The organism is Dictyobacter arantiisoli (assembly GCF_008326305.1).
GTDB lineage: Bacteria > Chloroflexota > Ktedonobacteria > Ktedonobacterales > Ktedonobacteraceae > Dictyobacter > Dictyobacter arantiisoli.
Genome location: NZ_BIXY01000095.1, coordinates 1 through 15783, shown reverse-complemented (window position 1 = coordinate 15783; position 15783 = coordinate 1). Strand labels below are relative to the sequence as shown.

At 49.4% G+C, this 15783-nt stretch carries 16 protein-coding genes; 11 read left to right on the top strand and 5 right to left on the bottom strand.

Features of this window, described 5'->3' with window-relative positions; genetic code table 11:
• Nucleotides 1-20: 20 nt before the first annotated feature.
• Entirely contained in the window at nucleotides 21-926 is a 906-nt protein-coding gene (locus F1593_RS23295; RefSeq protein ID WP_149403960.1) for a LysR family transcriptional regulator, read from the bottom strand.
• A gap of 348 nt (nucleotides 927-1274) precedes the next feature.
• Here F1593_RS23295 and F1593_RS23290 point away from each other — a divergent pair, with 348 nt between their 5' ends.
• From F1593_RS23290 to F1593_RS23280, 3 genes are all read left to right on the top strand, one after another.
• Nucleotides 1275-2357: a multidrug effflux MFS transporter gene (locus F1593_RS23290; RefSeq protein ID WP_235932677.1), complete on the top strand. Its 1083-nt coding sequence runs from the start codon at nucleotides 1275-1277 to the stop codon at nucleotides 2355-2357.
• 202 nt (nucleotides 2358-2559) lie between these two features.
• Nucleotides 2560-3492, top strand: coding sequence for a YobF C-terminal domain-containing protein (locus F1593_RS23285; RefSeq protein WP_149403958.1), 933 nt, complete (start codon nucleotides 2560-2562; stop codon nucleotides 3490-3492).
• Nucleotides 3493-3553: 61 nt separating this feature from the next.
• Nucleotides 3554-3733 carry a hypothetical protein gene (locus tag F1593_RS23280; RefSeq protein WP_149403957.1) on the top strand — a complete coding sequence of 60 codons (180 nt, stop codon included), beginning with the start codon at nucleotides 3554-3556 and terminating at the stop codon, nucleotides 3731-3733.
• An 18-nt stretch (nucleotides 3734-3751) separates the two neighbouring features.
• Here F1593_RS23280 and murB read toward each other — a convergent pair whose 3' ends face one another.
• Nucleotides 3752-4822 (bottom strand): UDP-N-acetylmuramate dehydrogenase, encoded by a 1071-nt coding sequence (gene murB, locus F1593_RS23275; RefSeq protein WP_172632382.1) that lies wholly within the window; start codon nucleotides 4820-4822, stop codon nucleotides 3752-3754.
• A gap of 1108 nt (nucleotides 4823-5930) precedes the next feature.
• Between murB and F1593_RS28600 the strand changes: the two genes are divergently transcribed.
• Nucleotides 5931-6083 carry a hypothetical protein gene (locus F1593_RS28600; protein WP_172632381.1) on the top strand — a complete coding sequence of 51 codons (153 nt, stop codon included), beginning with the start codon at nucleotides 5931-5933 and terminating at the stop codon, nucleotides 6081-6083.
• Between the two features lie 3 nt (nucleotides 6084-6086).
• Here F1593_RS28600 and F1593_RS23270 read toward each other — a convergent pair whose 3' ends face one another.
• Nucleotides 6087-6266, bottom strand: coding sequence for a hypothetical protein (locus F1593_RS23270; RefSeq protein ID WP_149403955.1), 180 nt, complete (start codon nucleotides 6264-6266; stop codon nucleotides 6087-6089).
• Between the two features lie 375 nt (nucleotides 6267-6641).
• Here F1593_RS23270 and F1593_RS23265 point away from each other — a divergent pair, with 375 nt between their 5' ends.
• Both F1593_RS23265 and F1593_RS23260 read left to right on the top strand, forming a co-directional pair.
• Complete coding sequence (locus tag F1593_RS23265) at nucleotides 6642-7673, top strand: NAD(P)-dependent oxidoreductase (protein WP_172632380.1); 1032 nt, start codon at nucleotides 6642-6644, stop codon at nucleotides 7671-7673.
• A 910-nt stretch (nucleotides 7674-8583) separates the two neighbouring features.
• On the top strand, nucleotides 8584-9705 hold the full coding sequence (locus F1593_RS23260; RefSeq protein ID WP_172632379.1) for a sensor histidine kinase: 1122 nt from the start codon (nucleotides 8584-8586) through the stop codon (nucleotides 9703-9705).
• A 143-nt stretch (nucleotides 9706-9848) separates the two neighbouring features.
• Here the strand turns inward: F1593_RS23260 and F1593_RS23255 are convergent, their stop codons facing one another.
• A complete protein-coding gene (locus F1593_RS23255; protein WP_149403952.1) occupies nucleotides 9849-10040 on the bottom strand; it encodes an Lrp/AsnC family transcriptional regulator in 192 nt (63 codons plus the stop codon).
• 684 nt (nucleotides 10041-10724) lie between these two features.
• Here F1593_RS23255 and F1593_RS23250 point away from each other — a divergent pair.
• From F1593_RS23250 to F1593_RS23230, 5 genes are all read left to right on the top strand, one after another.
• Nucleotides 10725-10964 carry a hypothetical protein gene (locus F1593_RS23250; protein ID WP_149403951.1) on the top strand — a complete coding sequence of 80 codons (240 nt, stop codon included), beginning with the start codon at nucleotides 10725-10727 and terminating at the stop codon, nucleotides 10962-10964.
• 181 nt (nucleotides 10965-11145) lie between these two features.
• On the top strand, nucleotides 11146-12426 hold the full coding sequence (locus tag F1593_RS23245; RefSeq protein WP_149403950.1) for an extracellular solute-binding protein: 1281 nt from the start codon (nucleotides 11146-11148) through the stop codon (nucleotides 12424-12426).
• 86 nt (nucleotides 12427-12512) lie between these two features.
• On the top strand, nucleotides 12513-13469 hold the full coding sequence (locus F1593_RS23240; RefSeq protein WP_371873901.1) for a carbohydrate ABC transporter permease: 957 nt from the start codon (nucleotides 12513-12515) through the stop codon (nucleotides 13467-13469).
• 58 nt (nucleotides 13470-13527) lie between these two features.
• A complete protein-coding gene (locus F1593_RS23235) occupies nucleotides 13528-14388 on the top strand; it encodes a carbohydrate ABC transporter permease (protein WP_235932675.1) in 861 nt (286 codons plus the stop codon).
• 149 nt (nucleotides 14389-14537) lie between these two features.
• On the top strand, nucleotides 14538-14786 hold the full coding sequence (locus tag F1593_RS23230; RefSeq protein WP_216368973.1) for a hypothetical protein: 249 nt from the start codon (nucleotides 14538-14540) through the stop codon (nucleotides 14784-14786).
• A 91-nt stretch (nucleotides 14787-14877) separates the two neighbouring features.
• On the opposite strand, the gene F1593_RS23225 is transcribed toward F1593_RS23230, so the two are convergent.
• Nucleotides 14878-15363: a GNAT family N-acetyltransferase gene (locus tag F1593_RS23225; protein ID WP_149403948.1), complete on the bottom strand. Its 486-nt coding sequence runs from the start codon at nucleotides 15361-15363 to the stop codon at nucleotides 14878-14880.
• Between the last annotated feature and the right edge of the window lie 420 nt (nucleotides 15364-15783).

Sequence of the window (15783 nt, the reverse complement as noted above, 5' to 3'; positions counted from 1 at the left end):
TGGACTTGTTTCTAGGAAACTCAACGAGTGCTAGCAAGCAGCGAAGCTTGCCCTTGTGCCCAGGTTAGGGCTGTCTGGATAAACAACTTCGCTCCTCTTGATGCCATTTTTTGCGACCTGACAGCGAGACCGATTTGCAATGGTGGTGGTGGATCAAGGGGAAGAGCAACCACGCCCTCAAGCCTTTTTGGGAGCACCATACGTGGCATGAGAGTGATCCCAAGTTCCTCACGAACCATCGCAAGGATCGTTGCGCTATCACTGGCTTGATAACGAATATGCGGTCCAGTTCTGCTCACCTCAAGGCCAGCCTTCTTCATGAGTTGCAGTGAGCATGCGGTCTTTTCCATCACAAATCCTTCTTCACGCAGTTCTCTGGGCGTCACGACCGTTTTCGCATGCAGACGATGCCCGGACGCAACGAGGATACACAGTTCGTCTGTGGTAATCAGCGTACTCTCAAGCTCTCCCGCAGGAAGGACCACAAACCCAACGTCAATGATGCTTTGCTCAATCCACTCACCCACTTCGTGCATCGCGCCTTCAAACAGCACTACTTCTATGTCTGGATATGAGGCTTGAAAGCTAGTTAAGACACTGGCAAGCAAACTTGGGGAGACGATGGATTCGATACTGCCCAGGCGGAGTTTCCCACTTACCTCGCCACGCGCAGCCTTTGCTTCTTGTTCGATGGCCGAGGCCGAGGCCAGCAAAGCGCGCACGTGTGGGATGATCGTTCGTCCGGTGCTTGTCAGCACCACTCCCCCTTTGCGGCTACGCTCCAGCAGGGTCACGCCCAATTCGCTTTCCAGAGCCGAAAGAGCGTGGCTCACCGCTGATTGTGTCAGGTCAATGCTGTAGGCTGCTTCTGTGAAACTGCCTGTGTCTACTAAGGCAACAAAGCTTTGGAGTTGCGAAAAGTTCATATGAATATCTTTCATAGGTTTATGACAAATATGACTTGCTTTCATTATAGCAGATCGAGTATACTCCTGACAAGCAAAGGAATGAAGAACAACATGCTCTCGCTTCGAGAGGAGCGAGAGCATGAAGAAAGGAACCTCTCATACCTCCAAGAAGACAAACACGAAGCAGAGGCTATCAGTCGATGATTTATCCTACATAGAAGCACAAAGAGGAAAGAATATGTCCATACAGAAAACTTCATCAACGCAACAAAGCAATCAGGAAGCAACACTTCCCCCTACACCTGCGAAAACCAATCATATAATGACAGAAAGCAAGGAGACATCGACCAGGATCAGAGTGAGGCCGTGCTTATCCTGGGTGGACTGACGGCGTTTGCTCCGCTGTCTACCGATATGTACTTGCCCTCTCTCCCAGCAGTAAGCCACGATCTGAGCACCACGATGTCGCTTACCCAAATTACCCTGACTGCCTGTATCCTCGGTCTCTCGCTCGGCCAGATCATCGTCGGGCCTATCAGTGACGCTCGTGGGCGGCGTTGGCCTCTGCTCATCGGCATCGCGGTCTACGTGCTTGCATCTTTGCTTTGTATCGCCGCACCCTCGGTAGCCGTCCTCTCTCTCCTCCGTTTTGTGCAAGGACTTGCTGGGGCTGCTGGGATCGTGATTGCATTTGCTATCGCCCGCGATCTCTATGCTGGGAGTGCTCTGGTCCGTTGCCTCTCTCTGCTGATGACGGTCAATTTTCTTGCTCCCATCGTCGCACCTGTGCTTGGCGGTCAGTTACTCTCGTTTACCTCCTGGCGTGGAGTCTTTGTCGCGCTGGCACTCCTCGGGATTGCAGCCCTTCTGGCCTCCACATTCGGACTCAGCGAGACACTAGAAACGTCCCGACGCCAGAGCGGCGGCATCCTGGTCACCTTACAGTCTTTCCGTGGTTTGCTGCTCAACAAACGTTTTGTTGGCTATGCTCTTTCTAGTAGTTTCGTATTTGCAGCCGCTATGATCTACATTTCCATATCCCCATTCGTCTTAGAGAACATCTACGGTCTCTCGCCCCAGCTCTTTGGCCTGCTGTTCGGCATCAATGCCCTCGGACTCGCCAGTATGAGTCTGTTGAGTGCTAAGCTTGTGAACCAAGTGTCGCCACAAAGGCTACTGACCGGAGGAGTGGTAGCTTTTGCCAGTGCTGGTCTCATCTTGCTGGTGGTGGTGATCACGGGAATCGGTCTCGTCGGGGTGCTCCCACTTTTGTTCTTACTTGTTGCCAGTCTGGGCTTTATCATGCCGAACGCCCCTTCCGGGGGATTGAGAGGAGGGGGAGTTTGCGAGGACACCTCGCGCTCCGTCATGGGCTGCCGCCCCTGCACCCCGCTTTCACCCGCAAGGACGGAGAGCCATATCTCACACTATATTTCCCTATTAAATTGAATATTTCAACAATTCAATTTAAAATTCAAAATATATTATAAAACTTGACATACTCATAAAATTCGATATATCCTTGTTCTTAGAGGAACCATCACTGCTTCGACAGCAGGAAATAGCCCTGTCGTCCTGAATACGAGAGATCAGGATGATAGGGAAACAGTAGCCTCAGAAAGTCGAGGCAGATACTGAAAGGAGAAAATATATGCTCCCATACGTTGGAAACAGCGACTATTGCTATGCTTATAGTCTGCATATGAGCCTGCTTGGAGGCGGGGCGAATCCCGCTACCCTGCCAGCACCTGGTTTTCTGGAGTGTCTTACCACCATGCCCTTTGGTAATACCTATCTACGCGAGGCTCAAGTCTTTTTCTTCGACGGAGATCCAGTTGACCAGGGCTTAACTCGCGCGCTAGAGGCACTGGGTTGGGCATGCCAGTTAGAGCGTGGAGGAGATGAACAGCTAGCCCTCCAGCGCCTGCATACCGCCATCCAACAGGGTCCGGTACTACTCGGTCCACTAGACATGGGCTATCTAACCTATAATCCCCATTACCGCTTTGCTGGCGGAAGCGATCATTTCCTGGTGGTTCTGGCAATTGAACACGAGCATGTCCGAGTTCACGACCCAAAAGGCTTCCCTTACGCGACGCTGCCTCTCTCTGAACTGCTTCAAGCCTGGCGCGCTGAGAGACTCGAACATATTGATAATGCCGCCTATACACTCCGTTCAGCCTTTCGGCAGGTCGAGACAGTCAGCCGCCAGGAAATGATTGCACGCACACTGTCATTGGTTCCCGCCAGCCTGCAACGAGATCCTGGAGGGCCAGCAGTTTACGGAGGCGTGCGCGCCTTGCGCATGCTGGCGCAGACCCTGCATGCCGAGGTACCGGAGCGCCTGGCCGAGCATCTGCGCTATTGGGCGTTGCCCCTGGCGGTCCGGCGCAAACTCGACTCTCAGGCATTTCTGGCAGAAGGACAGAAACTAGAGGCTGCGCGTCTGCTCGACCAGCAGGCACGCCTCCTTGGTCAGGCACAATATTCTGCTACGCAGGGAGCCTGGCCATCTGTTGCCATGCTGATCGAGCAAGTCACCACTTTAGAAGAGTGCTTGATCGACCACTGCGCCTCCTGGTAGGGCTCCGCGTTTCATTCACACATTACTAAATTAAAATAGATATGTTTTAGATAACAGGGTTTTGCAAAGGTCATGCTCCTCACGCATTGTTCGCGCCTCCGGCGCTTACGAGTTGTTGACCAGTTGTGTTTTGACGGGCTGGCGGCCCGTCAAAACACAACTGGTCAACAACTCAGGCGGCCTGTTTGCAGACAGCAATGGGATGGAGGGCAACTTTTGCGAAACCCTGCTGCTGGCTTGAGATGATGTGTTGTTTGCGTTAAGCGCCGCGTAATTCTACGTTGAGTTCTAGATTGATGTTGGTTTTCTCTAATACCTGCCGATGGGCCATTTCAACCAGCGACACGATATCGTTGGTGGTGGCATCCCCGCGATTGACAATATAGTTGGCGTTGCGCTCGGAAAATTGGGCCTTGCCCATTGTGAAGCCTTTCAGACCAACTTGTTCGATGAGATCTTTCGCAAGCCGCTGTGGGGTATCTTTAAAGATTGAGCCGGTGTGGCTCTCTAATGGTTCATTCTCTAGCCGTCGAGCGCGATATTCCGAGATATGTTCGATTAACGCGCGCGGGGTTTCGCGCTGCAAACGTATGCCCAGCGTGAGTATGATTTCAGTTGGTTCAATCAATTGATGAGGGACGGGAAGCATCTTTCCCTGTGCGTCGATAACGCTTTCGTGTCCCTTTCGGAAACGACTATAGCGGTAGCCCAGATCCAGATCTTCTTTTTTATAGTGTTTTCTGATGGGTAAAGAGAGCGCATCGCCTTCCATATTGCAGCCACGCGCATCCAGCATTTCAATCCATTCCAGTATTTCACCCAGTTCATGCGCATGCGCGCCAGCATTACTGACCAGACCACCGCCCAGGGTGCCTGGGATACCCACACCAAATTCCAGACCCCGCCAGCCCAGCGGTGCCAGTTCACGGGCCAGATTCGGCCAATTACAACCCGCGCTGGCGCTTAAGAGTGCAGTGCCATTCGCCTCTTCGTCGATATGATATTCATTTCCAGCCATCCTGGCCACGATGCCGCGTACACCGCCTTCGGTAAAGATGATATTTGAAGCATTCCCAATTACCAGCAGAGGACAATGCTCTTCTGCACAGAAACTCACCAGTCCAGTCAATTCATTTTGCATATCGACAGTGAGCCAGATATCCGCTGTACCGCCTACCCCAAAGGCGCTGTGCAGTGCCAGTGGCTCATTACGCCGAACGCGATCCCCAAAGCGCCTTTGTAAGCGCTGATAAGTCGCCTCAACATTAAATATTCCCGATGGCATGAAAACGTCAGACTGTCCAGTAATATGAGAAATTTGATCGCCCATGTCTACTTCTACTCCTTTGTTCCATGTAAATCCGGAATCCATCTCCCCTATCGTAGAGATTATAAGGGCAACTTTCCAGATATACGTTGCTTTCTTATTTATTCGGGTCTGTCTGGTGAATATCTCAAATGTACCTTTTTAAATCTTTCAACAGGTAGAGTGTACCAATGATTGATCACATAGTAAGCACAACTTTGTACAGACCCATCACAAAAGTATCACGGTCTATCCTGTTGCAAGGTTACTGTGTTTGCTTGTTAATAAGAAGGAGCGAGGAGAGGTTGAGGAGAAAAGGAACAAATAAAAACCGTCTTGCGCAGCTTTGCAAGGCGGTTTTGTCTGTTTTTGTGATGTGAATGTTATCTTATGAAAGATGGAGTGATTTCGTCTGGCGTGCCGTTGTCTCGGGAGTAATTTTCAGATGTTTGGCTGAGCAGTGCACACAGTAGGAATGTAATACTGAACTGTGGTTGCGCTTTAATGCACAGGCATGCCGGCTACAAATTGTTCTCCCACAATCTAAACAGGATTGTGTATTCCACCATTTCAGTGGGGTAGTACAAAGAGCGCAAGTGTGTTGTGTATGTACTTGCTTCATTGCTCTCATCTCCTTCAAACGTACGACATCTTCCTTTTGCTTGGACGTAAATATTGGGGAATGATGTTTTCTCGTTACAATTTTTCTTTATTAGGTCGTACTAATATCCGACCTTCCTGCTAAGATATTAGCATATGCTAAGTAGTTTAGTCAATAGAGAGCATAGCAAAAAAAAAGAATTCTTGCAAATATGACTATTTACGCCTTCGTAGGGTAAAAAAAATAGCGCCTGGCAATACTCCTCATTGTGGAGATTGTATGCTGGCACTATTTTTGAGTGATCTGATAGTATGTATTGAATTGGCTCTGTTTTGACACTCCCTGGCATAAATGCATAGGGATTCTTCCTTCATCCATGAGACTTGCCCATCAGTCTCACAACTGAAAGGTAGCGGTCCACATGTCCAGAAGCGTTGCGCAAACCGAGGTTTGCAGGTTTCCGAGTGCCCCTGGGTACCAACCACTTGTTCTTGTGGTGCATGAAGCCCAACCAACCGTGAGGTGGGTATTGTGCCTCATCGTCTTCAGACGAATCTTTTTGCAATGGCTTCATTTCATACAGGAGAGTCTACCAAATGTTTTAATGGTTGTCAATCAGGAAGAGCCATTCAGCCATTCATCCCTGCCATGAATGGACAGGGCTTTCTGGCTCGTTTCCTGTAATGGCTAGCGGCGATAGCTGGTATCGCAATCACAGTAGACAAACGTGTTTGAGCAAGTTGGACAATAGTATTGCAGGTTGCCATCGTTGTCAGTTTCTGGGATCACCTCTTCAAGGTCTGTCACTAAAATGCCTTCTTCCTGATCGTATGGACAGGTCTGATATTTAATGCGCTCTAGATTCATGATGCTTCTCCCTTTTGAGGTTGTTTGCCTCGCCACATAGTTGCTTCCGCGAGGTGATCATTTTCACTGTGTCTTCGTAAGCAGGATGTTTTTCACTGCTTGTACTCGTGACAATATAGTGTAAATTTATGATCCTCAATTTTTTAGGCCATATTGGTCAAGAAGTACCGAAAATTCCTATGGTGAGAATTTTTAGCACAGCGGGACACATTTGAATGGGGATTATTGACCAAATTTTGTGCTGGAGCGGTAAGGCAAATTCTGTGACGTGGTTGTGAGGTAAATTCTATACCGTGAAGGCGCGGATTACTTTATGATGGTACTGGGCGTATAGGGTAATAGTTATAGTATTTCTGGATGAAAGGTTTTTGCATTATGGAAGAGACGAAAATGCTGGCACTGGCGACCGAAGTGAAGTCAGATGAGGCAAAACATATCGCAGAGAAACTGGGGGCACAGGTTATATTACGGACAATTGAAGGTCCCCTGGCAGAACTTCCTCTTACAGACTTAAAGGATGTTGAGATTATCATGCCATTTATCCATTCCCAGATCGGGAGTGCAGAAATTGCCGCAATGCCCAATCTCAAGCTTATCGCGACCCGCTCTACCGGCTTTGACCATATCGACCTTGAAGCGGCGCGTGAACGCAAGATCCCGGTCTGTAATGTCCCAGGCTATGGCGAGACAGCCGTTGCAGAGTACACCTTTGCCCTGCTACTCACTCTATCCCGCAAAGTGCATCTCGCGCAGTCCCGCACAAAGCGCGGCGATTATAATCTGGAAGGGCTGCGAGGCTTTGATCTCTATGGTAAGACGCTTGGTGTGATTGGTGCTGGCGCGATTGGTCTACGCGTCATCCGCATTGCGGCAGGTTTTGGCATGCGTATCATTGTTTTTGATGAAATCCAGCGCAAGCGCAATCGTCTCCTGGAAGAGGTCCTGGGTTTCAGCTTTGTCTCACTGGACACCCTGTTACAGCAAGCAGACATCGTAACGCTCCATGCGCCAGCGCTGCCCGCCACCTACCACATGATCAACCACGACACCCTCGCAAAGACGAAAAAAGGAGCCTATCTCGTCAATACCGCACGTGGCACCCTCGTCGACACCCCTGCCGTAGCCTGGGCGCTTGATGAAGGCATTTTGGCCGGAGTCGCGCTGGACACATTTGAAGGAGAAGAATTTCTGGAACGCGAAGAAGAACTGCTCAACGAACCCGGAGCTGAAGCCAAACTGCGCATGCTCGTCCAAAGCAACATGTTACAGCGGCGACCCAACGTCATCATCACTCCCCACGTCGCCTTCAACTCCAACGAAGCCCTGCTCCGCATCCTTGACACCACCATCGAAAACATCCATACCTTCCTCAACGGCGACCTCCAAAACGTCGCCCAATCCTACTAAAAAGCCCTCTCAACAAAGAAGGCCTCATCCTTTACGATGAGGCCCGATGAATCGTACGAGCCACCGAGCCCGACCGCCGCAGTAGCAGGGATGCAGGCAATCGCGACCGCCGCAGCAGCAGGGAGTACAGGCAATCCCCAGCCTCAGCAATAGGAGAAATCCCCCCCTCCCAGCTTGCACCGCAGCAGCAGGGAGTACAGGCAATCCCCAGCCTCGGCAATAGGAGAAATCCCCCCCTCCCAGCTTGCACCGCAGCAGCAGGGAGTACAGGCAATCCCCAGCCTCGGCAATAGGAGAAATCCCCCCCTCCCAGCTTGCACCGCAGCAGCAGGGGGTGCAGGGGGATGTCAATCCCCCTGCCGGGGTGTGGGGTGTTCCCCACATCCTCTCCACCCCCCCCTCCTGCCGCCGCAGGCGGCAATGATTGGGGATTGGGGTTGCACCCCAAATAGTATTTTTGTCCTCTTGCCCTGTGTTTTTACTGATATATTCTCATTTTGCAATGTACAATCCGTCTTCTCATTTATAGACATATAATCCATAAGAATAGCATGGGACCTTATTTATAAGATGTGCAAGCTGTATTTTTCTTACACTAGCTATTCCATAGCCAATAAGTACACAAGAATCCGATTTATCGATCTAGCTGACGTTTATCAGGTTATAGAAAAGAAGATGCTAAGAAAATAGGTACCACATAGCATCATATCGTATGCTAGCGCATCGACCGCTGGCATGGATAAGCCAGCATTCTTGTGTTTTTTCTCTAAAAATCGATCAAGGATTACTGTCTATATCTAAAACAGGTTGAGCTATACACTGTGTGGAGAAAATGATAGAGGATAAATTTTCAACCCCGAACGCCTATGGTTATGCCCAAAAAACTTTCTCGAGGAGAGGAGGGAGAAGCTTGCTTAAATTGCATGCTTTACTACCATATCTGCGGCATCTATCTCCGATGCTACGCTGGGGAATAGGTACCCTGGCATTTTTGTTCTGTTTGCTGCTCTTTCTGCCAGCTATGCTTTCGCCGTTTGATCGCTTGATTATCATTCTCTTGATGCTGCCCGTTGCCTATGTCGCGTGGTTCTTGCCTTTACGCCCGGCTTCCTTCTGCATTAGCGTTATTGTCATGCTATTTTTTTTGGTCCTTTTTTTGTTGGGCAGAGGATTGCTGTTCTTTCCATTGATGGTATTTGGTGCTGTGATCTTCTTTGTTGAGACATGTGCCATACGTGGCACGCATCTGGCTTTACAATTGGCTGTTCAAGCGAGCCAAAAGACGAAGCAGGCAGAGTTACAGATGACCCAGGCGTCAGAAAGGCTACAGAATCTCAATGATTTAAAAGATCAGTTCTTATTGAACATTAGTCATGAGTTGCGTACCCCATTGACGGAAGTTAGAGGATATATCGATCTTTTGCAGGAAAATCATGCACATCTGGATATCGAGACGCGTGTGGAATTTCTAGAACATGCCGCTCATGGATGTAACGAGCTTGAATTATTAGTGGATATTGCCCTGGAAGCTACCCATTTAGAGAGTGGTCGGGCTACTTTCGAGCTGGCCTCTATCCCTCTGGGCAAGTGCGCCCTGGCGATGTTGGATAGGATTAATCTGCAAGGGCATGAGGTGCACATAGATATTCCTGATACTATGGCTGTCTGGGCGAACTGGCAGCATGTTGAGCGCATCCTTGGGAATATCCTCTCGAATGCTCTCAAATATTCACCGGCGGCCACGACAGTTACGATCAGCGCGACTTTGATCTCTGAAAACGGGGTGTTCCCACATGTCTGTGTGCGTGTTCAGGATGCCGGGCCAGGCGTGCAGGCGGCGGACATGCCTAATCTTTTTCAGAAGGCGGTACGCTTGAAGAGGGATATGACGGGCTCTGTGCGGGGAACTGGTCTGGGTCTGTATATCAGCAAGCAATTAGTAGAAGTAATGGGTGGTCGTATCTGGGTTGAGAGTACAGGGATTCCCGGACAGGGGAGTTGCTTCTGTTTTACACTACCGGCTGTCAAATGATAGTACATGACAATCACAAAAAAAGTCGGCCTTTCTTCATAAATAAGAAGGCCGACTTTTTTGTATTGCACAGCGCCATAAATATGAATGGGTCTATCCCATATTAAGACACCATTATATGTATCTATAGAATCCAGCGCTAATTAATAGCCCCACTTCCAACCTTTGATGGTTTCTTCGGCAACTGTGCGCCAGCCACGGGCAGCAGCTTCGGATTTGAGTCCTGCCTGCTCCGCCAGATCGGCGTCACTAATACTGGGGTTTTTCTTCAGGATCTGGATGATCTTATCCGTAACTTGATGGGTCGATGAGATTTTTTGTTCGGATGTGTTCACTACCAAACCTCCCTTGCAATATGTAAAAAACGTAAGAATGACAAATCTACAGGATTATTCATAGTACCACCTCCGATTGCGTCCTCTGACATAGCAGGAAAATGCATGATTGGGAAATAATCAGGTCCCTGTATGTATAGGAAAGCGCCGATGCATTTTTACGTTCTGTGTTTATCGTTTTTAGTGGTAACCCTATTGTACAACTTTTTTCGCTGCATAGCTACTCTGCCAGATGTCAGATCCAGCGTTTCACTTTTCCGCCAGCCTGGATAGACCTTGAAAAACCAGTACTTTTGGGCTAAGCATCTCCCAGGGAGGGTCATGGAGTGCTTGCTGTTTTGTCGTTGTTACGCCTGTATGTATATCACTATGTATAACTGTGTTTCTCCCAATTTGCTACAATTTCCACATAATTCTTTAAAATGCTGCTTTATTTAGTGACCATTTATGGTGCTGTTTCGTAGAAATAGGTGAAGTGGAAAGTGGATTATCCACCTTGTTTGTTTGAGGCTATGCCCTATAGAGTATCCATGTATTGTTCAGCCGGGATGTGCCGGCATAGGAAGTGGGGAAGCATCAATGTCTGTCTATAAAAAATATGGTTCGCCAGGTCACTAGACCAACGTCGTTCTTCGAGCAAAGCGGTTCCTTGGTGTGCCCTTTTAAGACACAAGAGGAAGCATCATGAACCTTTTCGGATTTTGGAAACGTCAATCTGCTGGAGCACCTGTTGAGGTAATTCAAGCCGCATGTGATTTTTATGGTATCGCGCCAGAGCGTGTGCCGGCAGTGAAGGCTGAGAAATTGAAGGCCCTGTCTGACAACATCTGGGTTGTGAAATTAAACGATTCTGCTAGTGCTGTAGTTGCTTATTCACCCGATGAGAAGGAGCACACTTTAACGGCTCGCTGGTTTGGTGAATAAATACTGCCAGAGCATTCTATATAAGATAATACCATAGCAAGATTGTACAAGTTCAATCTGGCCCGGCGAATATCTCCACCGGGCCAGGTTTTTTTGTGCTTGTGGCCCTTGTTTTTCTGCTTCAGAGGACGATATCTCTAAGTGAAGAAGCGTCAGATACGATTGTAAAGAGGTGTGTCCAATGACCAATTTGAGCCAGCGTTGCGTGTTTGCCTCTCTGTTCTGCGCAATGCTTCTATTGCTGACTGGCTGCCAGTTGCCTTTCCTGGCGGCTTCCGAGGCGGGATTACATGCTGATAAAGTGACGGTGACGTTGTGGTATTGGAATCGCTCGCTTGACGATAACTTGTTGGCTCAGGTGGGACGGCGCTTTCCACAGATTAATTTTCGGGCGCTCAAAATTGGCGGTAGTTATGATACCAGGTTGCGTACTGCGCTGGCCGGGCAGGCGAATATTCCTGATCTGGTGGGTATGAATGCCAATATCGCAAGCTATTTTCCCGATGAGAATCAATTTGTGGATTTGCGCACGTTGGGCGCGACGGCCTTGCAGGCGGGATACTTACCGTGGAAGTGGCGGCAGGCTGTAGCTCCCGATCAGCGTGTTATCGCGCTCCCTATGGATACCGGGCCTATCGCACTCTTCTATCGCACAGATCTTTTTCGCCAGGCGGGCCTGCCCACTGATCCAGCAGCGGTGGCGGCACATTTGAAAAGTTGGGACGATTATATTCGTGCCGGTATACAAATGAAGCAAGCGACACAGGGCGCAATTCATCTTTTCGACAACATCAATGCTGTTTTTAATCAAATCATGGCTCAAAGTCCGATGCAATATTTCGCCGCTCCTGATCGTTATATTGGGGATCAATCTCAGGTTCGACGAGCATGGGATTATGCGGCACGCATCCATCAATTGGATTTGAGTGCGAAGGCTACCTCCTATAGTACCGATTGGAGTGCGGCGCTCAGTAGCGGCTCCGTAGCTTCGTTTGTGGGTGGCGTCTGGCTGAAACGACGCCTGTTCGATTCAGCATCCAATACGGCGGGTAAATGGCGTATCGCACCCGCTCCGGGCGGCCCTGGCAATTCAGGAGGATCATTTCTGGCCGTGACAAAGGCTTCACAGCATCCTCAGCAGGCGTTTGAAATCGCGAAATGGCTGCTTTCGGCGCAAAATCAAAGCATCTCCTACCGGGACAATGGACTCTATCCCTCCGCGCTGGCGAGCCTGAGCAGTCCAACTCTTGCGCAGCCGGAGCCCTTCTTTGGGGGGCAGGTCACAACGCACATCTTCAGTCAGATTGCTAAGCATATTCAACCTGTCTATACAAATTCTCAAAGCGATGTCGTGCAGAATGTATTACAACGTGGCCTGACCTCCATTGAAATGCAGAATGCCGATCCACAATCCGCCTGGCAGGATGCTCAGCAACAAATTCAAAGAGAACTCTCCCATTGAGATTGCTTCTTGTCTTATACTGCTGATTTGCTTGTTTGCTCGCTATCAGAGAACTATTGGTGAAAGGAGTGCATGTGATGAGTATTATGAGTCCTCCGCCTATAATGGAGCCGCCGTCCGATGCGGTTATCCCCATTGCCATAGCGGGAGCCCGTCGGCACAGCACAGCCCGGCATGCCATTCCACTCTATCTTTCTATCGCGCCCTTCTATATCCTGTTTGCGATCTTTGGACTGTTTCCGTTGGCCTTCTCGCTCTATCTCTCATTCCAGAAATGGGATGGCATCGGGACTATGCAGTTTGTTGGCCTGCACCAATTCACTTATTTGCTGACCGATGCTTATTTCTGGCAATCGATTGTCAATACGCTAGAAATCTGGTTGCTGGCAAATATTCCTATGTTGACCGTCTCTGTCGTGCTGGCATTCCTGCTAGCCTCGCCACTGGTAAAGCTACGTAGTTTCTATCGTATCGCCTTTTTTCTGCCGCATATCACCTCGCTGGTTGCGCTTGCCATCATCTTTAGCTCACTGTTTAGCAATCAGTTTGGCCTCCTGAATGCCCTGCTAACCGTCCTGAGATTGCCACGCATCGCCTGGCTAAGTGATCCCTGGGGAATAAAGATTGCGCTGGCGGCAATGATCTTCTGGCGTTCGCTGGGCTATCACGCGCTCATCTTTATGGCGGGTCTGCAAAATATCCCCTCGGTACTCTATGAGGCGGCTCAGATCGATGGTGCGACCTCCCGGCAGATTTTCGCGCGCATCACGCTACCACTACTGCGACCAGTCATCCTGTTCACGGTCATCACCTCGACCATCAGTGGCATGCAAGTCTTCACCGAGCCACAGGTGCTGCTGGGCAACGATGGTGGCCCTGGCCGACAGGGGATGACAATGGTGCTTTATCTCTATCAGCAAGCCTTCGCTAATTATCAATTTGGCTATGGGGCCGCGATTGGCTGGGGATTGTTTGCCGTGATTGCCCTGTTCTCGCTCCTCAATTGGATCGTAGTCCAGCGCCCAGGCAAACACCAATCATGATTTCTCCCACAGGCGGGCTTAGCGAAGCGTATTGTATTCGGAAAAGAGGATAGTTGCCATGATTGTCTCGAAAATGGTAAAGAAGAGCATAAGATGGCATATTCAGATAAAAAGTGTTGTATTGCATATTATTCTGTTGCTGGGAACAGCTATCTCCCTGTTTCCTTTTTACTGGTTGATTGTCATGGCGACGCGTAAGTCCAGCGATATCTTCAGCTATCCACCCAAACTTGTGTTTGGCAGCCAGCTCTGGGAGAATATTGTCCATGTCTGGCTTGCCATCAATTTTTTTGGGGCGTTCACCAATACTTTACTGGTCGCGTGTACAGAGACAGTGCTGGTGGTATTCTTTTGTTCGCTGGCGGGCTTCACCTTTGCGAAATTCACCTTTCGGGGCAAAAATCCACTCTTTGTCATCCTTTTGGTAACCATGATGATCCCTTCGCAGCTCTCCGCGGTCCCCTCCTTTGTATTAATGGCAAGACTGGGCTGGGTTAGCAGTTTTAAAGCCTTGATCGTGCCAGGCATGGTGACTGCGTTCGGCATTTTCTGGATGCGCCAGTATGCATCCTCCTCGGTACCGGGCGAACTGATCGATGCCGGACGTATTGACGGTTGTGGACACTTCCGCCTCTACTGGCATATTGCCTTGCCGGTATTGCGTCCCGCCCTGGCCTTCCTGGGCATCTTCACCTTTATCCACGCCTGGAACGACTACATGTGGCCGCTGATCATCCTCAACGATCCCGCCAAATACACCTTACAGGTCGCACTATCCCAACTGAACGGCATTTATAGTACCGATTATGGCATGGTCATGGCTGGTGCCCTGCTGGCAACGATCCCTTTGCTGATCATTTTCCTCCTGGGCAGTCGTCACTTTATCGCCAACATCGCCGCCGGAGCCCTCAAAGAATGATCATCGTATTAAAAAATCTTAATATCGTATCTTTTTGCCTCTGATTGGTCTCAGATCTTTGAGGATTGATGCAAGTTCTTCGTCTTAATAAGTAGTAGTGAAATAGGAAGCATGCTTACGGGCAATGTTCATAGAGTAGAAGAGAGCGAGTGGGCGCAGAAGCGAGGACAAAAATGAATCTACCAGCACCAAAACATTCTCTATGCTCGCATGACCACGGGCTAGGAGTTTTATTAGTTGACATCAAAACTGAGATGATTCCACGCAAAGACAGACGTGGCAACTGGCAATATTATTGTCTTAAAGGACATCATGTGTTTGGTATTCCCTCCGGGGAAGTTATTGTTTCGACAGAAGTAGCAAAAGCAAAAGAAGAGCGTGTAACAAGTATGGTATAACTATTTCAGCCACTTGCTCATTTCCTATTTCTGATTAATCACCTATCCACAGCCTGTTTGTCAATCAACACCAATACAAGCCTCCTTCACTTCACTGTGAGGGAGACTTGTATTTGGGGCCTAATTGCTTCTCATACAAAATTACTTCGAGGCCCTGATACACATCTCTGCCTACTTCGTAATAGCCATTTTTCTCGTAGAGTTTCTGGGCGGGAAGCTGCACAACTGAAGTGTCCAGATGCAGTGTCTGATAGCCCATGGCGCGAGCGCGGGTTTCGAGTTCGCTGAGAATCAACTGGCCGAAGCCACGTCCCTGATAGTCGGGATGGACACGCATGCGTTTGATTTCGGCACGTTCCTGACTTGTGTGATGAAAAGCTCCCATGGCGACGAAAACACCATCCCATTCACCGATCAAAAAATCTCCCTGATTGTTAAGATACGCTGCTTCAATCGCATAGACATCATCATCCCAGGGGCCACGCCCCAGGTAGGCTCCAGCCTGCTGAATAGCATACACATGCAAATATTCGATGGCCTCCTGATCAGTGGGCCTGTAACTGCGCAGGGTGAACATGAAATGTATCCTCACATTTTTCTTGTGGATCGCGCCCTCTGTGCGCGGCGCGATTGCTTATCTCTTCCGTTCAGATGATAAGCGCCCCGGCAGAACTCTGTCAAGCATCTTCTCACGGCCTGGCTTATCTAGCGGGGGTAGGACGCCAGATCCAATGTACTGGAGAGGAATGGAAAACGCCTGCAGGCTGCACAAAAGAGATTTGGAAGGCTCTGTAGAAACGCAGGGCTTTCCAATTCTCCTAGAGGAGGTGAAAAAAAAGAGATTTCCTTGTAGAATACAAAAAACTTCAAAACCACAAAGGAAATCTCATATGGATTATACTACCTTGACGCTCAAGAGAGCATCCGTGACGAATGAAGAAAGCCTTTCGTTGCTCTCACTGTACGAAGCACTTCAGGCCCTCCCAGACCCACGACG